The sequence below is a fragment of the Polyangium sp. 15x6 genome, from assembly GCF_029960785.1.
Lineage (GTDB): Bacteria > Myxococcota_A > Polyangia > Polyangiales > Polyangiaceae > Polyangium.
In genome coordinates this window covers 56,688-80,195 of sequence record NZ_JASBQE010000049.1, presented here as the reverse complement: position 1 = coordinate 80,195, position 23,508 = coordinate 56,688, and the positions used below count along the sequence as shown (strand labels likewise).

Below are 23,508 nucleotides of genomic sequence, written 5' to 3'. Positions count from 1 at the left end.
CGAAAGGGGATTCGGAGGCGAGAGCTCGGCCCGTCCGAACGAAGCCCCTCCACGCTTCCCGACGCTCTATGGCAACGGCAAGAGCGACACGGGCGGAAGGCGCTCGGGCGCGAGGGTGCCGACCTCACGTCCCGTCACGCGCTCGAAGATGTGGATCGCAGGCGCGCCGTGCGCTTTGTCGCCGAGGAGCACGTGGCGGCCGACCACCGCGAGGCCCCAGTAGTCGTAGTTACCGCCCTGGCCACCTTCCCGCGTATCGGCCAGGACGATCGGCGCGGTTTTTCCGGATGGATCGAACCGCACGAGGCGCGTCGCGTTCTCGAGCCCGGTGCCCGCGACGATCGCGTACGCCTCGTCCGGCGCCGCGAGCTCGACCTCCGCGAGCGAGCCGTCGAACGCACTCTCCTCGGCGATGCCCGTCACCGCGAGGGTGTCGAGATTCACGATCGCGGCCGCGTGGCCCTCGTCGATCGCATAGAAGTCGCCCGGCATCGCGAGCACCACGGTCTTGCCCGCAGGATCCCCGGGCACTGGCTTCATGCGGCCGAAGGGGTTTTTCCCGCCGAGGTCGACGGAGCCGACGATGCTGCGCGAGGCGAGGTCGATCGCCACGAGCGCGCCGTTCTCCGCGGCCTTCCACGTGCGGCGATCGAGGCGCTGCACGGTCGCGAAGACGCGATCGCCGACGACACGCACCGCCTCGACCTCGGGCAGGCCGTCGACGTCCGCGAACATCGAGAGATCGACCGTGCCGCCGAAGCTCCCGTCGGGCTCGATCACCGCGATACCTGGCTGCTCGTACCGTGCGACCCAGAGCCTGCCTTCTGCATCGAGATCCGCGTCGTGCGGGTTGTGCGGCCCGCCCGCTTTGCCGCCCGTCGCGAGCTCGAACGTCGTCTCCGACTCGCCGAACGCGACCCACGTGCGCGTGAGCGCGAGCGAATCCGGATCGACGGCGCGCACGAGCCCCTGATCACGCACGCACACGAACGGTCCGCCGAAGCCGGAAGAGAGCAGCGGATCGACGCCGAGCGCGATATCCGGGATCTCGGTCAGACAGCCGGCCTCGTCGATGAGGCCGAGGCCGCTCGCCTGCAGGTTCGTGGCGAGCATCAAGAGCGCTCCGTCGAGCGCGACGCCGCTGCACGTACGTGCGGCGCCGGCCGGCTCGGAGCAGCCCCCGAGGAGCGTGATCGCAACACCCAGGAAGACGATGTTCACGCGTGCCATGGAAGGCGAGCGGAGCATGCCCGCCCGGTCGTCGCAAGCGGCCGGCTAACCAGACGCGGCGCGCGCCTTCTCGGGCTCGGGCGGGATCTCGGAGGCCTTGCGCAAGGAGATCACGCCCCGGAGCGTGAGCCCCGCGTCGCTCGACTCCACGACGAGCGAGCCGCCGTGCGCTTCGAAGATCGCCCGCGCGATCGGCAGGCCGATCCCGAGCCTGAGCTTGCGCCGGCCGTGCGTCTCGCGCGGCACGATCTCCCGCTCGACGAAGGGCTCGAAGAGGCGCGCGAGCACGTCCTTGGGCACGGCGTCGCCCTCGTCCCGCACCCGCACGATCGGCGCGCCCTCCCGGGTCTCGGCCGTGACGTGCACCGTGCCCGAAGGCGCGCGCAAGGTGGCGAGATCGACGATCGAGGTGAGCGCCGTGGCGAGTATATCCACGTCGCCGACGAGCTCGGCCGCCGCGTCGGCGTCGGTCTGCTCGAGGATGAGACGCACGCCGCGCGTCTTCACCGTGGGCTCGATGCGCGTCATCACCTCGTCGAGCAGATCACCGAAGCGAAGGGGCGCGAGCACGAGCGGCTTTTTGGTGTCGAGCAGCCACACGGCGTCGTCGAACTCCGCGAGCATGCGCGTGAGCCGCTCGCCCGCGCCGCTCACCCGTTCGAGCATCTCGCGCGTCGGAGGCGCGAGATCCCGGCCGAACCGGAGCAAGTAGTGGACGCCGGCGAGCATCGTCGAGAGCTCGCCACGCAGGTCGTGGGCCACTCGGTCGAAGAAAACCTCGTCGACACTCATGAGGCACACCCTAGAGCCCGAAAAGGGGCGCGGTAAGCGTTGAACGAGCACACGACGCACACTGCGTAGCACGCAGGAAACGCCGAGGATCGCGGAGATCGTGAACAGAGCCGCCGGACGGATCCGGCGTCTCGCGAGGACGAAGTTCGCAGAGACCGCGCCGCCGCATTGCGCATCGCGCGCGCTGGTCCAAGACATGGGGAAGCGAAACGTCGCGCCGCGCGCGTTCTCGCGCGAACGGCGATCGGCACGCAATCGGAGGGGGCGGGATGGCGGAGACGATGGGCGGAGCGGGCGAGATGGAGCAGACGAGCGTGTTCCGCCCGCGCGTGCTCATCGTCGACGACGATCCCGACTTCCTCGCGATCGCCGAGGCCTCGCTCGAAGCGCACGGCTTCCAGGTCGAGCGCGCGAAAGGCGGCCTGCGCGGCGTCTTCCTCGCCACGCAGGACGTGCCGGACGCCGTCCTGTGTGATCTGCGCATGCCCGGCATCGACGGGTTCGTCGTCGCCGAAGCGCTGCGCTCCGATCCCGCGACGCAACGGATGGCGCTCTTCGCGTGCACGGGGCGGCGCGATCTCTCCGCGCGCGCCAAGCTCGCGAACAGCGCGTTCGATGCGGTCCTGGTCAAGCCCGTCGACTGGGACGAAGCTGCCCGCCTCCTGCGTGACGCCATCCGCGCGCACGCCCACCCGTGAGCCCACGGACGCTCTCATGTTCCCCCCCCTCTGCGATGAATGTCGTCGGTGCGCGGGCTATCGAGCTCGCGCGCCGAGGACCCGCTTGATCTCGGTCACCAGCGCGTCGGGCAGGCACGGCTTCGTCAGGAACGAGTCGCAGCCTGCCTCCTTGGCGTCCTTCGAGTGACCCGCGAGCGCGTGTCCCGTCAGCGCCACGATCGGGATGCGCTTGGTCCGCTCGTCGTTCTTCAGGCATCGCGTCGCTTCGAGCCCGTCGAGCTCGGGCAGCGATAGATCCATGAGGATCAGATCGGGCAAGAGGGAGAACGCCTGATCCAGCGCCTCTTTCCCGGTTGCAGCCTGCGCCACGCGGAACCCGGAGAACGAAAGAAACTCCGTGAACATCTCGCGGTTGTCGTCGAAGTCGTCGACCACGAGGACGAGCGGCGAGAGGCCGCCGTGTTGTTGCCCGAGCCCAGTTTCGTCTGTCGTCTTCACGACGTAAAACCCCCGGTCATCGATGGAGCGCGCGTCCCCGCCTACCCCTCACCCGCGGCGCAGCGTGCGTCGCGAGCGAGGGTCGATGATAGCCGCAGGCGAGGAACCTCAGGCACGGATTCGTGCCCTTCTTGGGCGGTGGAGACGCGCCTGAGCGGCCTATCGGGAGAAACCCGACGCGGGCTCTTCCGGACATCGCGGCACGGATGGCCGAGTGAGGCGATCTCCGACTGCATCCGCAGCACGATGTCGCGTTACCCTGCGGATCAAAGAGGGCGATCGTGGCCGAAGCGAGGAAACGCAAACAAGCAAGCAAGCCGGCAAATGGGCCGTCGCGAAGCACGACGCGCCCCGCGACGAAGCGCGCTCGCATGCCAGCCGTGCAAACGAAAGACGCGCGTTACGTGGCAGAGCTCGAGCGGCGATGTCGAGAGCTCGAGCGGCGCGCGAAAGCCGCCGAAGCGCAGCGCGCGGAGCTGCTCACCATCGTCTCGCACGACCTGCGCAACCCGCTCGGCGTCGTGATGGTGACGACGACGCTGCTCGCGCGCGAGCTCGGCGGGGATCCAGCGCACGATCGTCAACTCCAGACGATCAAGCGCTCCGCGCTGGAGATGAACCAGATCGTCGAGGACCTCGTCGACGCAGCACACATCGACGCGGGGAAGCTGCCGATCGGACAGGAGGTGCACGACGCGGCGTCGATCGTGGAGGCCGCCGCGCTGGCCGCGGCCCTCTCCACGGCGCAGCGGCCGATCGCGGTCGTGAAAGAGGTCTCGCCGCACCTGCCCGCGCTCTACGTCGATCGTGCCCGCGTGCTGCAGGTCCTCTCGCGGCTCGTCAACAACGCCGCGCGCTTCATGCAGAAGGGCGGATCGATCACGATCCGCGCCGAGCCCGCACCCGCGGGCGCGCGCTTCTCCGTGACCGACACGGGGCCCGGCATCGCCGAGCTCGATCGGGCGATGCTGTTCTCGCGTAGGCCGCCCGAGGGGCGTCGCGCGTGCCAGGGCATGGGCCTCGGCGTCTACGTCGCCAAGGGCATCGTCGAGGCGCACGGCGGGCGCATCGGCGCGCAGAGCGAGGTGGGGCGTGGGAGCACGATCCACTTCACGCTGCCCGCGGCCGACGGCGCAGCGCTCTCGAATCATCACGATCGAAGGGATTGAGCGATCCGCGAGGGGCGCGCGCACGGCGCGCCTTCGCGAGGGACGAGGGGACATCGGGCGGGCGCCGAGAGAGGCGCCCGCTCGATGCGTTTTGTCAGCCGGGGTTCTGCGAGAAGCAGCAGCGGAAGCCGAGGTCGAAGAGCTTGAACGTCTGATCGACCGTGTAGAACTGGAACGAGCACGTCGCGCCGCCGGGGTCGCCGGTGTTGAACGCGCCGCCCATCAGCGGATACGTGTTCGCCGCGCTCTTCGTGATCTCACGGAGGTTGCCCGTGATGTCGTAGAGCTTGCCCGTCGTGGCGTTGTTGCCCTGCAGGTTCAACCAGTCCGCCCAGCAGTTCTGCAGGCTGCTCGAGCCCGTGAAGAGCAGGCCGTCCTGATCCCCCGCGATCGACGAGCTGAAGTCGAACGAGGGTCCGATGTTGCAGAACTTCGTGGCGTCGTAGTTCGACGTGCACGCCGCGCCGCGCGGGTTGTAGCCCCAGGAGCAGCCGAGCGTCGCCTGGCACGAGGTCGTCCAGTCGGCCGTCGAGCAGATGAACCCGCCCATCGCGTTGCACGTCTGCTCGACCTCGGCCGGCGTGACGTTGAACCACGGCAGCTTGTTCGGCACCGAGCACGCGAGCGTCTTGTCGAGCGTCGTGCCCGCAGGCGCGGTCGTGTGGTAGCCGTTGCCGTTGCCGGGCGTGATGACGTTGTTCGGGATATCCGTGACGGCGTTCGGCCGACTCGCCTCGTAGCTGTAGATCCAGAGGCTCGTCGCGATGCGCGTGACCGCGGGTTTGACGTAGTTCGTCGCGTTCGAGCCCTTCGAGACGTACGTCTCGTCGACGAGCCCGTCGCAGTCGTTGTCCACGCCGTCGCACAGCTCGGTGCAGCCGCCGGGCAAGGTCGCGCAGTCGGCCTTGACCGCATTGCACGTCGTCGCGTTCGCGCCGCTGCACACGAACGTGCCGGTCTTGCGGCAGGCGCCGTGTCCGGGCGCCGGCAGGCCGTCGTCGCTCGCGCAGGCCTTGCCGTAGTTCGGCACGTTCTCGTTGAGGATGCCGTCGCAGTCGTTGTCGAGGTTGTCGCAGACCTCGGTGGCGCCCGAGCAGTAGTTCGGGGCCGCGCCGTTGCACACGCCCGCCGGGAACGTGCACTTCCACGCGCCCTGCGTGCATGCGACCGTCACCTGCGACGTGCACTCCGGCCGCGTGGCCGTGACGCTCACGCCGCAGACCTGCACCGGCGTCGGGGCCACGACGCCCTCGTCGATCTGCCCGTCGCAGTCGTCATCCTCGCCGTTGCAGATCTCCTGCGCCTGCTTGTACTGGCAGCTGTACTCGCAGGTCTTGTCGCCGTTGAGATCGTAGTAGCCGTTCTCGCAGCCCTGGAAGGCGCACATGCCCGACGTGCACGACCAGATCGCGTGCACCGCGTTCGCGTAGCAGTTGTTGCCGCACGCGCCGCAGTTCGCGACGTCGGTCTGCAGGTTCGGCTGACCGGTCAGCGTGCCGTCGCAGTTCGAGTCCACGCCGCAGCTATCGACGCTGCTCGACGGTCCGACCGAATTCTGGCACGTCAGCACGCCGCCCACGCACGTCGACGTGCCCGCCTTGCACGGCGACGTCGCGCCCGCGGGGGGCGCAGGCGGCACGTTGCAAGCGCCGAGGTTCAGGTTGTTGTCGACGATGCCGTCGCAGTCGTCGTCGAGGCTGTTGCACGTCTCCGCGCTCGGCCCGATGTAGCCCGTGCACGCGCCGCCGCACGTCTGCGTGCCCTTCACGCACTTGCTCAGGCCGCCGTACACGAGGTTCGGCGGCGCGCCGACGGGCACGCATTGCTGGGTCGGGATGCCCTCGTCGACCTGCCCGTCGCAGTCGTCGTCGATCGAGTTGCAGGTCTCGGCCTTCGGGTCGATGTTCCCGACGCACGTGAGCGCCTGCCCCACGCACTGCAGCGTGCCGAGCTTGCAGGGCGCCGTGCTGCTCTGGCCGCACGCCGAGCCCGTGCCCGCGACGTCGTCGACGAGCCCATTGCAGTCGTCGTCCTGGCCGTTGCACGTCTCGGTCTTCGGCGCGATCTCACCGACGCACGTCTTCTGGCCGCCGGGCTGGCATTGCTCCACGCCCTTCTGGCAGGGACCGACGTCGGTCAAACCGCACGTCGCGCCCACGTCGACGGGCATGTCGTCGATCGCGCCGTTGCAGTTGTCGTCCTGGCCGTTGCAGAGCTCGGCCGAGGGGTTCACCGCGCCGACGCAGACGAGCTGACCGTTCTGGCACTGCTGCTTGCCGAACTGACACGGGAAGATGTTGCTCTGGCCGCAGGAGTTGCCGGCGTCCGTGGGATTGTCGTCGACCTGGCCATCACAATCGTCGTCGAGGCCGTTGCAGATCTCCTGGATCTGCCCCTCGACGACGACGTTCGGCCCGGCGCAGACGACCTTGTTCCCGACGCACGCCGTCTTGCCGGCGGCGGCGAGCAGACCGCAGATGCCGTCCGGATCGCCGAAGCAGTTCTTGCCGATCTGCGGATCCATCGAGAGGTCGTCGGCCTCGTCGATCTTGCCGTCGCAGTCGTTGTCGACGCTGTCACCGCACTTCTCGACGCCGCCGTTCGACGGGGTGCACTGGTACTCGCAGCCCGTCGCGACGGAATTGTCGAGGTCGTAGAAGCCCGGATCGCACTGCTTGATCTTGCACTGCGTGTTCGCCGGGGTGCACGCCTCGCCGGCGCCCGCGGTCGTCGCGCACTCGGACGTACCGTTGACGACGACGCAGTTGTTCCCGCACTTGCCGCAGTCCGTCGTGCTCTTGCAGAGGTCGACGTCCTCGTCCTTCACGCCGTCGCAGTCGTCGTCCTTGTTGTTGCACGACGTGTCGTCCGGCGTGTTCTTGATGCAGTAGTACTCGCAGGCCTTGTCGCCATCGAGGTCGTAGTAGCCCGACACGCACGTGCCCGTGCACTCGCCCGGCACCGTGCCCGGGTTCGGGCTCGGCACGCAGGTGATGCTCGCGGGATCGTTGTTGAGCAGCTTCGTGAAGCAGTTGTTGTTACACGTGCCGCACGTCGTCTTGCTCTCGAGGTTGATGTTCGGGCCGTCGTCGACCGCGCCGTTGCAGTCGTTGTCGAGGCCGTCGCACTTCTCGATGCCGCCGTTCGTCGGGACGCACGGGCCGCCGCCGCCGGCGCCGCCCCCGCCCGGACCGCCGTCGGTGCCGCAGAACGGGAAGCAGTTGTCGCCGCCTTCGCCGCCCTGACCGCCCGATCCGCCGGAGCCCGAGCCGGAGCCCGAGCCCGAGGGTGAGTCGCCGGCGCATTTGTCGAAGCAGAACGCGTCCGTCGTGCACCCCGCGGCCCCGAGCGCGAGCGCCGAGACCACGAGGGCCGAGAGAACCACCTCGAAGGGGTTGGGGGCGTAGCTCGGCTTGGCCGAGCGCAGCCCCAAGCGTCGAAACGCCTTGCCGAGCGAGCTCATCGCGACACCTCCGTAACGCCGCGGCGCCCGGAAGACCGCCTGCGTGCGATGCCAAGCGCGAGCGCAGCGAGCGCCAGCGCAAAGCCACTGTTCCGATCCTGCGCGCCGACGTCGCATGCGCATCCGCCGCCGCCCGTTGCGAGGCCCCAGACGCTGTCGTCCGGAGGCGCGCCGCCCGTGCCCGTGCCCGTCGTCGTCGTCGGGCTGCCACCGCCCGCGGCGCCGCCGCCGCCCGCGCCGCCCGCGCCGCCAGCGCCGCCGCTGCCGCCCTGACCCTGCAAGCAATCGCCGTTCTGGCAGACCTGGCCCATCGGGCAGAGCACGCCTTCGCACGGATCGTTGCCGCAGCTGCCCGTCACCGGGTTGCAGTACGAGCCGTCGGGGCAGTTCGGCGAGGTGCACTTGCTGTCCACGCACGCCGGAGGCGTTTGCGACAGATCGCAGACCTGCGCCCCGACGCACGCCGGATCGCAGCCCGCGATGCACTGGCCGTCCTTGCACACCTCACCCGCGCCGCAGGTCTTGTCCGCGCAGGAGTCGACGCACGTGGTGCCGGTGAACGTATCGTTCGGCTTGCAGACCTGGCCCGTCGGGCAGCTGTCGGGCTTGCAGGGGTTGTCCACGCAAGAGCCGCCGTTGCAGACCTTGCCGCAGCCCACGCAGGGCACGTTGTAGCAGTTGTTCTGCACGCACTTGCCGGCGTTCGGGCCGTAGTTCGTGCAGACCTCGCCCGCGCCGCAGGTCACGCCGTCGCAAGGCTCCTTGCAGCCGGCGATGCCCTTGCAAACGCAGACCGGAGGCACGACGCAGTTCGCGTCCGCAGGCGTGCCCGCGGGCGCGCAGAGCACCGCGCCCGTCGCGTCCTTCACGGTCTTCGTCGTGCAGTCACCGCAGTTGTTCGCGATGCAGAAGTTGCCGAGCGGCTGGCCGGTCTCGCTGGAGATGACCTCCTCGCAAGCCTGGCCCGGCGGGCACGGGAACTCACCGCCCTGGCAGGGCGTCGCGCAGGTGCACGCGCTGCCGCTCTTCACGCACGAGTTGCCGGGCGCGCAGATCGCGGCGCCGTTCGGGTCCTGCTCGTCGATCACGCCGTCGCAATCGTTGTCCTCGCAGTCGCACGCCTCGTCCGTCTGCCCCTGACCGCCGAGGCAAGCGAACATGCCGTTGAGGCACGCCCACTGGCCCAGCTGGCAAGCGCCGGTGTCGACGCCGCAAGCGCCGCCGATCACCTGCGTCGCATCGACCGGGTTCGCCGTGCCGTCGATGCCGTCCGGCGCGGGACCCGTCTCGTCGATCGAGCCGTCGCAGTCGTTGTCCACGCCGTCGCAGATCTCGGGCTGCGGGCCGGTGCCGTTGATGCATGTCTCGCCGCCCATGCCGTCGCACTGCAGGGTGCCCGGCTGGCAGGCGCCCTTGTCGCGCGGGCCCGGGTAGAGCGTCGTGTCGTAGGGCGGCGTGCACGAGCCGCCGACGACGATGCCGTTGTCGACCGTGCCGTCGCAGTCGTCGTCGAGGCCGTTGCACACCTCGGACGACGGGGGCACGTCGCCCACGCAGTCGAGGATGCCGCCGGAGCAGTCGATGACGCCCGGCGAGCACTGGCCCGTGTCGGTGCCGCAGGGGGCGCCTTCACCCATGAACGTGCCGTCGTCGATCGTGCCGTCGCAGTTGTTGTCGAGGCCGTCGCACGCCTCGGCCTGCGGGCCCTTCGCGTTCACGCAGACCCAGCCGAGCGCGCCCTGGCACGAGAGCGAGCCCTTGTTGCAGGGCGGCGCGAGCATGCCGTTGTCGGAGCAGGAAGCGCCGGGCGGCGGGCACCACTGCAGATTCCCGTGCTGGCAGCAGTTGCCCGGCAGAGCCCAGCAGCCGTTCTGTCCGGCGTTGGGCGCGTCGAAGAGCGGCGCGTCGTCGATCGCGCCGTCGCAGTCGTTGTCCACGCCGTCGCAGGTCTCGGGCTGCGCCTGGATGCCGCCCTGGCAAACGATCGCGCCGTTCACGCACGCCGTTTGTCCGAGCGAGCAGGGCGGCTGGTTGACGCCGCAGGGCTTGCCGAGGCCGCCGACGTTGTCGTCGATGAGGCCGTCGCAGTCGTTGTCCTTGCCGTCGCAGATCTCGGTCGAGGGACCGACCTGGCCGATGCACTGCACGCCGTTCACGCCGCACTGCTGCACGCCCGCGACGCACTCGCCCACGTCCGAGCCGCAGGGCCCGCCCGTGCCGGGCACGTCGTCGATCATGCCGTCGCAGTCGTTGTCCGCGCTGTCGCACTGCTCGGTCGAGGGACCGACCGGGCCCTGGCAGGCCCAGGCGCCGTTCGTGCAGACGAGCGTGCCCTTGTTGCACGGCGTCGTCAGCGTGCCGTTGCCGTTGCAGGTGGCGCCGGGGGGCGGGCACCACTGCAGGTTCTTGAAGGCGCAGCAGTTGCCGACGTTCTGCCAGCAGCCGTTCGCCCCGGCGGCTGGGCCGTCGGAGAGCGGCGCCTCGTCCACGATGCCGTTGCAGTTGTTGTCGACGTTGTCGCAGACCTCGGGCTGCGGCCCCGTTCCGCCCTGGCAAACCAGCGCGCCGTTCACGCAGGCGAGCGTGCCGGGCGTGCACGGCGGCAGCGCCTGGCCGCACGAGGTGCCCACGCCCGCCGCTTGCTCGTCCACCTGCCCGTCGCAGTCGTTGTCGATGCCGTCGCAGACCTCGGCCGACGGACCGACGAAGCCCGTGCACGTGCTGCTGCCGCACGGCTTCTGGCCCTGCTTGCACTGGCTCGTGCCGCCGTAGACGAGGCCGCCCGGCGTCCCTGCGGGCACGCACGCGGTCGCCGGCACCGAGTCGTCCACGATGCCGTCGCAGTCGTTGTCGATGCCGTCGCAGGTCTCCGCGATCGGGTTGTTCTGGCAGGCCGCGAGGCCGCCGCCGGCCACGCACTGGCCCGGCTGCGGCACGGGCTGCGCGGGCTTGCATGCCTGCGTGCCCTGGCAGTTCGTCGGGGTCGACTGGCCGCACGGCACGGCGGGGATGTTGTCGTCCGCGATGCCGTCGCAGTCGTTGTCGCAGCCGTCGCAGACCTCGGGCGAGGGCACGCAGTTCGGGCAAACGCCCTCGTCGGTCACGCCGTCGCAATCGTTGTCCTGCCCGTCACAGGTCTCCGTCGCGGGGCACTTCGCGGGGCTGCCGCACTTGTTGAAGCCCTCGTCGACGAGGTTCGTCTTGCCCGGCCCGTTGCCGTCGCAGTTGTTATCGGCCTCGTCGCAGACTTCCTTCGGGTCGTAGCAGAGCCAGTTCGCCGGGGTCGCCTGCTGCGCGTCGGTCGTACACGGCAGGAGCGTCTCGTTGCCGTCGGGATCCCCCGCGGTGATCGACGCGAGGTAGTTGTTGAGGCAGGTCGTGCGCTGCGCGGCAGTCGACCAGGCGCAACACGTCTTGCTCGCCCCCTTGTTGCAGTAGTGCTTGTACCCCTCGTCGGTGCAGCCGTTGCAGTTGTCGTCGCTGTTGTTGCAGACCTCGGGTTTGGCCGCGGAGCCGACGATCTGCGCGAGCGCCTTGGCGAGCGTGACCTCGTCGTTCGCCGAGTACGACGACACGGTGCCGCCGGCGGCCGCGATCGCGTCCGTGTTCGCCTTCGACCCGCCCGCGAAGTTGACGACGTAGACCGGCACCTTCCAGGTCTTGCCGCCGATCGTGACGCCGTTCTGCCAGAGATCCTGCGCGGCCGTCACCGCGGCGGCTTGCGAGTCACAGGTCTCGTCGCCGTCGGTCAAGAGGATGACGTTCACGCTGCGGCAGAGCCGATCCATGGCGTCGAGCGGCGTCGTCCGCGTGTAGGCCAGGCCGGTCTGGCAGTAGTTCGAGTTGCTCCAGTTCAGGTTCCAGCCCGCGCGGAGGTACTGCGTGACCGTGCGGATCGAGCCCGCGATCGGCGTCGCGCCGTCCGCGAAGAGCTCCTTGTTGTCGTTGCAGAGCCCGTCGAACCACTGGAGCAGCTCCGGCACGTTCGACGCGGGCGCGGCGGGCCCCCACCAGGGATCCTGCGGCAGGGGCACGACGACGTTGCCGCCGTTTCGCCACGTACCTTCGGCGAGGTTCGGTAGCGCGGGACCGGTCCCGTTGCCGGTCGTGCAGTTCGGGTTGTTCCCGCAGCGATCCCCGGCGCCGTTCGTGAAGTCCGTGATCGTGCACCCGTAGTTGTCCGGGTTGCAGGTGCCCCCGTTCGGCACGCCGCAGTCGCTCACGCACACGCCGCCCGCGCCGAACGTGCAGTTCGACATGACGCCCGCGTACGTCGACAGACCGAAGTTCACTTCGCCGCCGAACGCCTGCACGGTTTGCCGGAGCGCGCACTTGGCGTCGTTCAGCCGGCTCGGAATCATGCCGCAGGAGTTCAGTTTGTACCCCGCCGCGGCCGAGTTGCACTCGACCGTCGTGGCCGTGGGCGGCGTCGTACACGTCGTCATCGAGCCCGACGTGTCGGCGATCAACATGAAGTACGGCCGCGAGGGCGCGGGCCAATCCGCGGGGTTTTGGGAGAGGCACGCGGCCGCCTCCTGCGCGTCGGCCGGCGCAGCGAATGCAGCGGCCGCCGCGACCCCTGTGAGCGCGGCAAACGAGGTAAGGATCCCTTTCGAGGGCTGCCGGAACAAAGCCATGGGTAGCTCCGAGAGGCGCACCGACGTGCACCCGTTCCACACACGCCTTCCCGCCGAAGATTTCGACGTAGGCGTGCATTGTCGATCAGGATCTCAGAGCGCTCGCCGCACCACAAGCCCCGGAGAAGCCCCCGGCGCGCCCGCAACCTGCCCTCTGCGCCAAGGACTCGGCGCGTCGCACGTGTCGGACGGTCGGCAGCAGCCTCGTTGCCGCGACGTGTCACACGAACGCACCCCGGAAATCAGCCCCGGGGCGCGCGTGAGCCTCGTTTCAGGGCTTGACAGCGAAGAGGAAAGCGTCGTCACCAGCCGCGGACACCGGGCCGAGGCCGAAATCGACCGTGCCCCCGAAGCTGCCGGTGAGCACCACGTTGCCAGACACCGGATCGAAGACGAGCGACTGCGGCGACTGCACGAGCGGCCCGCCATAGCCGCGGCCCCACTCGAGGCAGCCGTCCTTCGCGGCGAAGCGGCCGAGGAACATGTCGAACCCTTCCGCGCTCGGGATGGCCCCGCCGCCGAGATCGATCGAGCCCGTGAACGCGCCCGCGAGGAGCACGTCCCCGTTCGGCGCGAACGCCACGCCGTCGGCGCGCTGGAACGTCTCGTCGCCAAGCCTGAGCGTGTACGTCTGCGCGCCGGCCGCGGTGAGCACCGCGACAAACGCGTCGTCGAGGTCGGGGTTCGCCATGGGCTTGCCGCCGAAATCGAACGTGCCCTGGAACTGCCCGGCCACGGCCACTGCGCCCGTGGGCGAGACCGCGACGGCGTTCGCCGAAGCCTTGCCCGCGCCCGCGCTGAGCTTCGCCCAGATCGGCGCGCCTTGCGGATCGAGCTTCGCGACGAACGCGCTCGGGTTGCCCGCGGCCGTGAGCGCCCCTGTGCCGAAATCGATCGAGCCCGACGCCTCGCCCGCGACGTACACGTTGCCCGAGCCGTCGACGGCGAGGCTCTTCGCCGATTGATCCGCCTCGTTGCCGTACTTCCGACTCCAGAGGTGTTGCCCCGTCGCGTTGAACTTGGCGAGGAACACGTCGAAAGCTGATCCCGCCGCGGTGAGGACGCCGCCGCCGAAATCGACCTGCTGCTGGAAGTAGCCCGAGATGACGACGTTGCCGATGCCGTCGACCGCGAGCGCGCGCGCGTACTGGATGTTCGAATCGCCGAACTTCTTGCTCCACTGGTGGGTGCCGTCCGGCGCGAACTTCACGAGGAAGACGTCCTGGAAGAAGTTCGTGTCGCTCGTGAGGTTCTGGCCGCCGAAGTTGACCGTGCCGATGAAGATGCCCGTGACGTAGACGTTGCCCTCGGCATCGGCGCCGATACCCGTCGCGCTCTGGTTCTGCCCGTCGCCGAAGCGCTTCGCCCAGAGCACCTGGCCATTCGGGGAGAGCTTCGCGATGAACGCGTCCTCCTTGCCGCCGCTCGTGAGCATGGTCCCGCCGAGGTTCATCGCGCCCTGGAAGGCGCCGGCGAGCAAGATGTTGCCCATCTTGTCGGTCGAGACCGACACGCCGCTCTGGGTCTGCGAATCGCCGTAGGCGGCGGCGAACACGGACGTGCCTCCCACGGGGTTCGGCGGGTCGCACGTCGGCCCGGCGTCTCCCGTGTTCCCGCCGGTCCCGGAGGAGCTCGACGAGCTCGACGCGCTCGTCACGAAGTCCTGGAGCCCGTCGCCGCCCTGGCCGCCCGTCGCGCCTGCGCCGCCCGTGCCGGCGCCGGCGCCCCCCGAACCATCGCCGCTCCCGTCCCCGCACGCCGACGCGAGCGCCACGAGGGCGCCTGCGCAGACGAACGAGGCGAGCACGGTGCCCGTGCCGAGGAGCCTACCGGCGCCCGTGGACGCCTTGGGGGTCTTGGGGTGCGCGCGACGTGTCCGCATGAAGCCATTCCTCCCGCGAAAGGAAAATTGCCGAGCTCACGTTGATATCAACGGTCGGCGCGCGCGTGTAGAGGGCGCGAGAGGAAAAGGCGGAGATGTGGGGCTAGCCCCCGAAGAGCTGCTTCGCGATCACGATGCGCTGGATCTGGCTCGTGCCTTCGTAAATCTGCAGGACCTTCGCGTCGCGCATGAGCTTCTCGACGGGGTACTCCTTCACGTACCCGTTGCCGCCGAAGACCTGCACGGCGTCGACGGCCGTCTGCATCGCGCTGTCCGCGCCGTAGGCCTTGGCGAAGCTCGACACGATCGGATCCCGCACGCCGTGGTCGAGGTTCCACGCGGCCTTCTGATAAAGCAGGCGCGTCGCCTCCACGCGGATGGCCATCTCCGCGATCATCCACTGCACGAGCTGGTGGTTCGCGATCGGCGTCCCGAAGGTCTTTCGCTCCTTCGCGTAGGCCACGCACTCGTCGAGGCAGCGGCGCATCAGGCCCGTCGCGCCCGCGCCGATGTCGGGGCGCGTCTGGTTGAACGTCTCCATCGCGAGCTTGAAGCCCTTGCCCTCGGGCGCGAGCAGGTTCGCCTTCGGCACGACCACGTCCTCGAGGAAGATCTGCGCCGTGTCGCTCGCGCGTTGCCCGAGTTTGTCCTCCTTCTTGCCCACGCGGAGCCCGGGCGTGTCGCGATCGACGATGAACGCCGCGATGCCCTTGTGCCGGAGCTCGGGATTGCTCGTCGCGAAGATCACGTAGAACCGCGCGTAGCTCGCGTTCGTGATCCAGCACTTCTGCCCGTTCAACACGTAGTCGTCGCCGTGCTGCGCGAAGCGCGTCTTGATGCCGGCCACGTCGCTTCCCGCGTCGGGCTCGCTCGTCGCGTAGCTCGCCATCACCGGCTCGCTCGTCAGCAGGCCGAGGTATTTTTTCTTTTGCTCCTCGCTCCCGCCAAGCTTGATCGGCGTCAGCGCGAGGCCGTTCGCGAGCAGGCTCGTCTGGATGCCCGTGCACCCGTACGCGAGCTCCTCCGTGATGATCGCGTTCTCGAGCTCGCCCATGCCCGACCCGCCGTACTCGGCCGGGACCGTCGGGTTGACGAGGCCGATCTCCCACGCCTCCTTGAAGACCTCCATCGGGAAGCGGGACTCGTGATCACACGCGGCCGCGATCGGAATGATCCGCTCCTTCGTGAAGCGGCGGGCGGTCTCGATGAGACCCTTGTGCTCTTCGGACAGCGAGAAATCCACCACGGGCTCCTACTCCTTCATCCTGCGCTTGCGCTTCTCGAGCTCCGCGCGCACGGCGCGCGCGCCCAGGGTGTATCCGACCACGAGCCCGAGGAGAAGAACGCTCGGGATGTAGATCACGTGCTGGGGCGTGATCTGACCGAAGTCCGGCACGTCAGTCGCCCCCGCTCTTCGCGCGCGCCTTCTGGAGCGCCGCCTCCAGCGTCTCGACCCGCCGATCGAGCCGACGTTGCCGCCGGAACATCGACGCGACGAACACGAGGACCACGATCCAGATGAACGCGTACGCCTCGACGAGCAGCTTCTCGCCGCTCTGCATCTGGTTGCCGCCCTCGACCGCGCGGAACGTCGTCGAGCGATCGTCGGCCGTCCCCTGCCCCGCCGCGCCGGGCGCTTGCTGTGCTGCTTGATTCGCCGACATCGTCTACTCCTCGCCCACGCCGAGCTCGAGCGCCTCTTCCTCGGCCTCGCTCAGCCGCGACGCCGCGAGCTCGATCCGCACGCGGGTCCAAATCAACACCACCGCGAGCAACGTGAACGTCAAGAACCCGAGCATGAGCGCGAGCTTCATGTCCGGGTGCTTGAGCCCGCCGCCGCCCGACGTGATCACCTTCGGGTGGTTGCCGCCCCACTTCTGCACCGAGTAGTGGATGATCGGCAGGTTTGCCGCGCCGAGCACCCCGAGCGCCGCCGCGAACTTCCGCTCCGAGTCCCCGTCGCCCGCGAACGCCCGCAGGACCACGTACGCCACGTAAATCAGCACCGAGAGCAGCGCCGTCGTGAGCCGCGGATCCCAGGTCCAGTACACGCCCCACGCCTTCGCGCCCCAGAGCGCTCCGGTCACGAGCACGAGCACGCCCATCGCCACGGCGCACTCCGCGCCCGCGCGCGCGAGTGCGTCCCAGCCGCGCGTCCCGCGCGCGAGGTAGCCCGCCGAACCCACGAAACACACCGCGGCCCCGACGTACATCGAGTACGCGATGGGCACGTGGAAGTAGAAGATCTTCTGGACGATGCCCATCGTCGACTCGACGGGCGCCTTGAAGAAGATCACGTGGAGCGTGATCAGGAACGCAGCGGCGCAGAGAGCGAGCACCGTGTAGAAGACAACGTCCCCGCGGGAGCGGGAGCCTGCCGTCTCGACTTTCGTTCCGGCTGCCAGAGCCTCGCTCGTCGCCATGGTGAGCGGCCACGGTAGTGCCAAGGTCGTGGGTGTTCAAGGACCCAAGCCGCCGCGTCGCTTCTCCCCCTCTTGGAAAGTATCCCTCGGCGACGAGCTGATCTAGACTCGCCTCCGAACCACGATCCCCATGGCCCCCATTCGCCCCGAGCAAGCTCCGGCAGATGCACAGGCCGACGTCCCCGCGTTCCGTCCCGGTACCATCGTCGACGGTCGCTACCGCGTCCTCCGGCTCATCGGAGGCGGCGGCAACGGCCTCGTCCACGAGGTCGAGCACGTCCGCACCGGCCAGCGCCTGGCCCTGAAGTCCCTGCTCGATCCGACGACGTACCAGCGCCTCGAACAGGAGGCGCGCGCGACGAGCCTCTTGAAGAGCCCGCGCGCGGTGAAGATCGTCGACATGGGCATGAGCCAGACCGAGGGCCCGTACCTCGTGATGGAGCTGCTCGCCGGCCAGAGCCTGCGCGAGCTCTTGCACGAGGCAGGGCAGCTCCCGCTCGAGCTCACGGTGAACGTCGCGCTGCAGGTCGGCGAGTGCCTCGCCGAGGCACACACGCACGGCATCGTCCACCGCGATCTCAAGCCTGACAACATTCACCTCGGCCCGGGCCCGAGCCCCGGCGTCTACGACGTCAAGCTCCTCGACTTCGGCATCGTCAAGATCGCGAGCGACGCGCCCGTCCCCGGCGGCTCGCTCACGCGCACCGGCTCCACGGTCGGCACGCCGTACTACATGAGCCTCGAGCAGCTCCGGAACCCCTCGGGCGTCGACGGGCGCAGCGATCTCTACTCGCTCGGCGTCGTGCTCTACGAGTGCTTGACCGGCCGCAAGCCGTACGACGCGGACACCATCGGCGACCTCGTCTTCGCGCTCTGCTCGGGCCCGCCGACGGACATCGCGCGCCTCCGTCCCGACCTGCCGCAGCCCGTGTGCAAGGCGATCATGCGCGCGCTCGCGCCGGATCGCGACGATCGGCAAGGCAGCGTGCTCGAGCTCTGCCGCGAGCTCGCGCCCTTCGGCGATCGTTCCCTCTCCGCGTGGATGAACGAGCCACAGCGACCCGCCGCGCCCGAGCCGCCGCGGCCCTCGCATGCGGGTCCTTTCCAGGGCGCGCCGACGCCCTCGGGCGTTCGACCGATCCACAACAGCGAGGCGACGCAAGCGTTCCCGCTTCCCGAAGGCCACGTGCTGCCGCCGATCGACGAGCTCACGCCGTCCTTGCCGTCGAGCCCGGGCCACGCGCCCGACGACGACGCTCCCGGCGAACGGCGCGACACGCCCACGACGTTCTACGTCAAACCCGAGCTGCCCGAGCGCGCGCCCGACAGCGAGAAGACGCGCATGCTCGAGCCGAGCCGCGGGCAGCACCAGTACGCGATTCCGTCGGCAAACCTCGACGATCCGCCGACCGCGCCGGTCAAACCGGAAGACCTCGCGGCCGCGCAGGGCATGTTCGGCCCGGGCAACAAGTACACGAAGACGACGCCGCTCGACACGAGCCAGTTCCCCGAGCTGCAGAACCTGCCGGGTCAGTTTGGCCCTCCAAACCCGGGCGGCTTCGGGGCGCCCCCGGCGCCGCCTCCCGGCATGATGGGCCAGCCTGGGATGCCGCCGGGCATGTTCCGCCCGCCGCCGATGCCGGGCCAGCTCATGACCTCGCAGAGCAACCTGCCGGCCGTGAACATCCCGGGCACGACGGGCCCCTTGCCGATGGGCCCCGGCATGCCTCCCGCGTGGATGGCGCGGCCCGGTCAGCCCACGCAGGCGCCTCCGCCCGCGGGCGGCGGCGGCCTCGCGGCGCTCGCGAACTTCTGGCAAAACGCCCCGCCGCGCACACAGCTCGCCATTGCGGTGGGCAGCGCGAGCGGCCTCGTCGCGCTCCTGCTCATCCTGCTCTGGATCGTCGTGCGATAGACGGGCTCAAAGCCCGTCCGGCGCGATCGCGTCCCAGCCGGTGGCTTTCGCGAGCCGGCTCATCGCGAGATCGAGCTCCATCGTCGCGTTCATCAGGCTGAAGCGGTTCGTCGCGAACGCCTTCGCCGGGTCGAGGACGTCTTTGTCCTCGCGCGTCCCCACGTCGATCCCCTGCTGCACCGTGACCAGCCACTTCCGGGCGTACGACACGGCCTTCGAATACGCGTCCACGCGCTTCTGCCAGTCGACGACCTCGGCGTAGGCCGTCTCCACCTCGACCCCCGCGCCGCCGAGCGCGTACTTTTCCGTCGCGCGCATTTCTTCGAGCTGCGCCTCGGCGAACTGGATGCGGGACGATTGCGGCAGGAAATCGAGCTTCCAGTTGAACACGACGGCCGCGCCGTACCAGAAGAAGTTCGCCGTATCCCCGCCGAACGGGTTGATCTGGTTCGCCACCTCGGGCGCTCGCGCATACCCCGCGTTGAGGCCGAGGCCGATGTCGGGGAAGAGCTGCGCCCGCGCGACCTCGACCTGCGCGCGCCGCGCCTGCACCCCGGCCCGCGCCATCGCGAGCTCCGGCCGGTGCAGCCGCGCCGCCGTCAGGTACCGCGACACGTGCCCGAGCTTGTGCTTCGGCGGCTTGAGCGGCGCGTCGGGGATGTCGAGATCCGCGATCCCCGTGAAGAACCGGAGCCCCGCGAGCGCCACCGTCATGTACCGCGCGGACTCGGACTCGCGCACCTCGAGCTCGGCGGTGTACGTCTGCAGCTTGAAGAGCTCGACCGGATCGCCCTCGTCCTCCTCGATCGACTCCTTCATCTTGCCGATCGCCTTGTCGATCGCGCCGCGCACGTCCTTGAGGAGCAGCGCGCCGTCCCGCGCGAGCTGCAGACCGAAATAGGCCCGGCGCACGTCGAGGCGCACGGCGTCGCGCTCTTTCTCGACGTTCGCCTTGTTCACCTCGACGTTCGCCTCGGCCGCCTCCCACAGGTTCGTGATCTTGCCGAAGGTCCAGAGCGGCACGACCCCGTCGACGCTGGCCCTCCAGGCGAGCCCGAGGCTGCTCGTCAGCGACACGTCCGTGTTCGGGCTGAACACGTTGTTGCCGAGCACGGTCGGCGCGAGGCCGATGCCGCCGCTCATGCGGAATTGGCTGAACGGCGCGCGGTGGGCCTCGTCGAGCTGCGCCCGCACCTGCGCGAGCCGCGCCCGGGCCGCGAGCACGTTCGGGTGGTTTCGCTCGGCGATCTCCAGGATCTGCCCGAGGTCGTAGACGACCCTTTCTTTGGCCTCCGCGGGCGCCGGCAAGGCGGCGACGCCCAGGGAAAGGGCCGCCCCGAGGAGCCATCGCCGGATCGACCGCTGCGCCATGTCCGCGCTCTTTTTCACAGGGGCCCGCTCGCTGCAACCGTGTTCGCGGACATCACCCGTCGTCATCCTCGCCCGCGCCGTCGTCCGAGGCCGCGCGGACCTTTTTCATGAGTCGCCGGAAATTCGAGCGATCCATCCCCGCTTGCCGCGCCGCCTCGCTCACGTTGTTGCCCGTTCGCTTGAGCAGCCGCTCCACGTAGGCGCGCTCGAACGCGAGCGCCGCCTTCTCCTTCGCCTGCGTGAACGGCAGCTCCGACAGCGTATCGCCCAAGAGAACCCGCTGATCCCCCGCCGCCCCATCCTCTTCCACGTGCGCCTCGTCCCGCCCGAACGGCAGATCCGTCGGCAGGATCGAGTCCCCGCGCGCCATCACCACCGCGTGCTCGATCGCGTTCTCGAGCTGCCGCACGTTCCCCGGCCAGGGCTGCTCGCGCAGGAGCCTGAGCGCCTCCACGCCGATCCGCTTGATGTCGCGCCCGCTCCGCCGCGCGTACTTGTGCAAGAAGTGGTACGCGAGCAGCGGGATGTCCTCTTTTCGCTGCCGGAGCGGCGGCAAATGCACGGGGATCACGGCGAGCCGGTAATAGAGGTCCTCCCGGAAACGCCCCGACGCGATCCGCTCCTTCAGGTCCACGTTCGTCGCGGCGATCACGCGCACGTCGACCGTCTTCGGCTGCGTCGCGCCCACGCGCTTGATCTCGCCCTCGGCGAGCGCGCGGAGCAGCTTCGCCTGCGCGCTCAGCGGCAGATCGCCGATCTCGTCGAGGAACACGGTCCCCTTGTCGGCGAGCTCGAAGAGCCCCGGCCGATCCTGCGCGCCGGTGAACGCGCCGCGCACGCTGCCGAAGAGCTCGGTCTCCACGAGCGTCTCGGGGATCGCGCCGCAGTTGATCGCGCGGAGCGGCCTGTCGCTGCGCAGGCTGTGCTGGTGGATCGCGCGCGCGACGAGCTCCTTGCCCGTCCCGTTCTCCCCGAGGATCAGCACCGTCGACGTGGTCGGCGCCGCGCCGAGCGCGATCCGGTAGACGTCCTGCATCCGCGACGAACGGCCGATCAGCTCGCCGAACCGCTCGTGTTCAACGAGGCGTTGCTCGAGCACGCGCGTCCGATCGACGAGCCGCTTGTGCTCCGCGGCCTGCATGAGCGCGAGCGCCACGGTCTCCGTGGGGCCGAACGGCTTCGTCAGGAAGTTGTAGGCGCCTTGCCGCACCGCCGCGACGGCCGTGTCGATGTCGCCGAACGCCGTCATCATGACGACCTCGACCTCGGGGTGCTGCTCCTTGATCCGCGCGAGCACCTCCATGCCGCTCGGACCGGGCATCATCACGTCGAGCAGCACCACGTCGACCGCGCGCGCCGTCGAGAGCAGCGTGAGCGCGGCGGCGCCGTCCTCGGCCGTCATCACGTCGAAGCCCTCGGCGAGCAGCACGCGTGCCAGGCTGCGACGCAGCGCCGGCTCGTCGTCGACCACCATCACGTGCGCCTTCGGCGCCTTGGTCGCCCCTTGCGTCGTCTCGCTCGGCACGTCGCTGCCATGGTCGCGCCCGAATCCCCCGAGTGCAAGTCAGCGCGGCGCGACGCGCGACGGCAGCGGGGGAACGAGGTCGACCGAAACCCAGACGTCCGTGCCCGGCCGCCCCGCGCGACGACTCCCGCCGACCTCGAACGCCACGCACCCGTCCGGATGCCGATACGCGAGCTCGCCGCCCATGCCGAGGAGGGCCCTCGTCCACACATCGGCGTCGGCGCGGATGTTCCCGGTGACGCCGGCGAAAAGCGGCCTCGCATAACCCAGGCCCAGAACGAGCCCGCGCTCGGCCACGACCCCGATCGTGTCGCCGAGCAGGAGCCCGCCGCCGAGCGAACGCGCGAGCGCGCCCGTCCCCGCCGCGCGCCCGTACACGTCGAAGAGGACCGTGGTCTTGTCCTCCAGGGTCACGCGTAGCTCCGCGAGCGCGGACACTCCATCGCCCGCTTCGTCCGGGAGCTCCACGCTCCCCTTGCTCGCGATCGCCTCGACCCGCGCGCTCACGACCCCGTGCGTGCCCTCCGCGCTCGCCCACCCGACCGCGCTCGTGCCCGAGTTCGTCGCGACGAACCCGCCCTTGACCTCGGCCTCGATCGAGCTGCCTAACGCGCTCCCGAGCGAGCTCGACACGGAGAGCGCCGCGAGCCCGAGCACGGGCCCGAGATCCGGCCGTATCGCCTGGAAAAACGCCCCTGCGCCCTGCGCGACCGCGCCGCGCGCTTCGAGCCGCGGCGTGATGCGGTGCACGAGCGGCGCTCGGTCCTTCGCCCCGCCGAACGACCGTTCCAGAGAGACGAACGCCTCGCCCCGCGCCTCGGCCACCGCGTCCCAGGCCATCGGCGCGCCCTCGGGCCCCGCGAACCTCGCCCGCGTCCCGAGCCGCGCCCGCGTGACGAGCGGCCCGAGCCGCGGCGCGACCTCGATCCCCGCCTCGGCGCGCGCATAGGGCGTATTCGTTTGCCCTGAAAGCATCGCCAGCGCCGCGTTCGCCTCCCAGCTCCCGCGTCGCCCCACCGCGCCCGAGGCCCCGGCGAACGCCGTTGGACCCCAAACGATCGGCCCTTCCCCGCGCCGCGCCCTCGCCGTGAGCCCGGTCCCGAGGGTCGCGCCCACGCCGCGCCCCGGCGAGACTTGCATCGTCACGCCGGCCGTCCCCACGTCGAACGGCTGCGCCGCCGCCGTGAGCGAGGGCGTCGCCACGAGCCCACGCGCGCCTCGGATCGCATCCAGATCCCAGGCGATCCGCACGTCCGGCCGCGCGTCCGTCCGGACGAACCCGTGTGTATCCGCGACGAACCGATCCTGCCGGAGCCGATCCCACGTGAACCGCCCCGTCATCGTGGGCCCCTCGATCCGCGCGCCGAGCTCCACGCCTCCCTGCACGTACCCCGACGCGTAGAGCTCGACCGCGCGCAGCTTCCCGTCCGCGCCTCGCCAGGGAAACCGCGCCCCCGCGCCGAGGAGCGCGCCGTCGTCGCCGCGCATCGCGAACCGCGGCGGCAAGAGCCCCACGCGATCGGCGGGCCGAACGAGGAGCCACGGCAGAATGAACACCGGTATGGGCCCCAAGTAGAGCCGCGGCCATCGAAGCTCGAGGTCCCCCTGCCCCGTCGCCCGCGCCCCCGAAATCTCCAGCGAAACGGGCGGATCCTTGCAGGGGCAATGCAAGAGCTTCGCCGTCCCGCGCATCTCGACCGCGTTCGGGCCGAGCGTGATCGCGAGCTTGCGGCTCGTGAGCCGGTAGCGGTCGTACGTCACGACCACGCCGCCTTCGAGCTCGACCTCGCCGCGCTCGGGATCCGCGCGCGCCTCGTCGGCGCGGAACTGGACCTCGCCCTGGACGCCGGGTTTGTCTTGCCCGCGCGCCGGCACCCCAGACATCCACGCGGCGAGCCCGAGCGCCGCGGCGACCACGTGTCG

Annotated in this window: 16 protein-coding genes; 3 read left to right on the top strand and 13 right to left on the bottom strand. The window is 69.9% G+C overall.

Going from position 1 to position 23,508, the window contains the following annotated elements:
• Window positions 1-66 precede the first annotated feature (66 nt).
• Window positions 67-1,230, bottom strand: a complete 1,164-nt coding sequence (locus tag QHF83_RS30690; protein ID WP_282421536.1) for a hypothetical protein — start codon at window positions 1,228-1,230, stop codon at window positions 67-69.
• A 45-nt stretch (window positions 1,231-1,275) separates the two neighbouring features.
• Window positions 1,276-2,022 (bottom strand): HAMP domain-containing sensor histidine kinase, encoded by a 747-nt coding sequence (locus QHF83_RS30685; RefSeq protein ID WP_282421535.1) that lies wholly within the window; start codon window positions 2,020-2,022, stop codon window positions 1,276-1,278.
• A 269-nt stretch (window positions 2,023-2,291) separates the two neighbouring features.
• On the opposite strand from QHF83_RS30685, the gene QHF83_RS30680 reads away from it, so the two are divergent.
• A complete protein-coding gene (locus tag QHF83_RS30680; protein WP_272423970.1) occupies window positions 2,292-2,720 on the top strand; it encodes a response regulator in 429 nt (142 codons plus the stop codon).
• 57 nt (window positions 2,721-2,777) lie between these two features.
• Here the strand turns inward: QHF83_RS30680 and QHF83_RS30675 are convergent, their stop codons facing one another.
• Entirely contained in the window at window positions 2,778-3,200 is a 423-nt protein-coding gene (locus QHF83_RS30675) for a response regulator (protein WP_282421534.1), read from the bottom strand.
• A gap of 380 nt (window positions 3,201-3,580) precedes the next feature.
• Here QHF83_RS30675 and QHF83_RS30670 point away from each other — a divergent pair, with 380 nt between their 5' ends.
• Complete coding sequence (locus QHF83_RS30670; RefSeq protein ID WP_282421533.1) at window positions 3,581-4,369, top strand: HAMP domain-containing sensor histidine kinase; 789 nt, start codon at window positions 3,581-3,583, stop codon at window positions 4,367-4,369.
• A gap of 94 nt (window positions 4,370-4,463) precedes the next feature.
• On the opposite strand, the gene QHF83_RS30665 is transcribed toward QHF83_RS30670, so the two are convergent.
• The 7 genes from QHF83_RS30665 to QHF83_RS30635 form a co-directional block, all read right to left on the bottom strand.
• Complete coding sequence (locus QHF83_RS30665) at window positions 4,464-7,832, bottom strand: MopE-related protein (RefSeq protein WP_282421532.1); 3,369 nt, start codon at window positions 7,830-7,832, stop codon at window positions 4,464-4,466.
• The gene (locus QHF83_RS30660) at window positions 7,829-12,469 is read right to left on the bottom strand and encodes a MopE-related protein (protein WP_282421531.1); all 4,641 of its coding nucleotides are present in this window, start codon (window positions 12,467-12,469) and stop codon (window positions 7,829-7,831) included. Before QHF83_RS30660 ends, QHF83_RS30665 begins: the two co-directional genes overlap by 4 nt.
• Window positions 12,470-12,740: 271 nt before the next feature.
• Window positions 12,741-14,351 carry an SBBP repeat-containing protein gene (locus QHF83_RS30655; RefSeq protein ID WP_282421530.1) on the bottom strand — a complete coding sequence of 537 codons (1,611 nt, stop codon included), beginning with the start codon at window positions 14,349-14,351 and terminating at the stop codon, window positions 12,741-12,743.
• A gap of 103 nt (window positions 14,352-14,454) precedes the next feature.
• Window positions 14,455-15,597 (bottom strand): acyl-CoA dehydrogenase family protein, encoded by a 1,143-nt coding sequence (locus QHF83_RS30650; RefSeq protein WP_348980480.1) that lies wholly within the window; start codon window positions 15,595-15,597, stop codon window positions 14,455-14,457.
• Window positions 15,598-15,603: 6 nt separating this feature from the next.
• Window positions 15,604-15,747 carry a hypothetical protein gene (locus tag QHF83_RS30645; RefSeq protein ID WP_170228964.1) on the bottom strand — a complete coding sequence of 48 codons (144 nt, stop codon included), beginning with the start codon at window positions 15,745-15,747 and terminating at the stop codon, window positions 15,604-15,606.
• A 1-nt stretch (window position 15,748) separates the two neighbouring features.
• Complete coding sequence (locus QHF83_RS30640) at window positions 15,749-16,015, bottom strand: CcmD family protein (RefSeq protein WP_282421528.1); 267 nt, start codon at window positions 16,013-16,015, stop codon at window positions 15,749-15,751.
• 3 nt (window positions 16,016-16,018) lie between these two features.
• Window positions 16,019-16,774, bottom strand: coding sequence for a cytochrome c biogenesis protein (locus QHF83_RS30635; RefSeq protein ID WP_282421527.1), 756 nt, complete (start codon window positions 16,772-16,774; stop codon window positions 16,019-16,021).
• A 130-nt stretch (window positions 16,775-16,904) separates the two neighbouring features.
• Here QHF83_RS30635 and QHF83_RS30630 point away from each other — a divergent pair, with 130 nt between their 5' ends.
• Complete coding sequence (locus QHF83_RS30630) at window positions 16,905-18,689, top strand: serine/threonine-protein kinase (protein ID WP_282421526.1); 1,785 nt, start codon at window positions 16,905-16,907, stop codon at window positions 18,687-18,689.
• Window positions 18,690-18,695: 6 nt separating this feature from the next.
• Here QHF83_RS30630 and QHF83_RS30625 read toward each other — a convergent pair whose 3' ends face one another.
• The 3 genes from QHF83_RS30625 to QHF83_RS30615 are packed head-to-tail and all read right to left on the bottom strand — an operon-like array spanning window position 18,696 to window position 23,502.
• Window positions 18,696-20,060: a TolC family protein gene (locus QHF83_RS30625; protein ID WP_282421525.1), complete on the bottom strand. Its 1,365-nt coding sequence runs from the start codon at window positions 20,058-20,060 to the stop codon at window positions 18,696-18,698.
• A 52-nt stretch (window positions 20,061-20,112) separates the two neighbouring features.
• The gene (locus QHF83_RS30620; protein WP_282421524.1) at window positions 20,113-21,585 is read right to left on the bottom strand and encodes a sigma-54 dependent transcriptional regulator; all 1,473 of its coding nucleotides are present in this window, start codon (window positions 21,583-21,585) and stop codon (window positions 20,113-20,115) included.
• A gap of 39 nt (window positions 21,586-21,624) precedes the next feature.
• Window positions 21,625-23,502: a hypothetical protein gene (locus QHF83_RS30615; RefSeq protein ID WP_282421523.1), complete on the bottom strand. Its 1,878-nt coding sequence runs from the start codon at window positions 23,500-23,502 to the stop codon at window positions 21,625-21,627.
• Window positions 23,503-23,508: the final 6 nt, after the last annotated feature.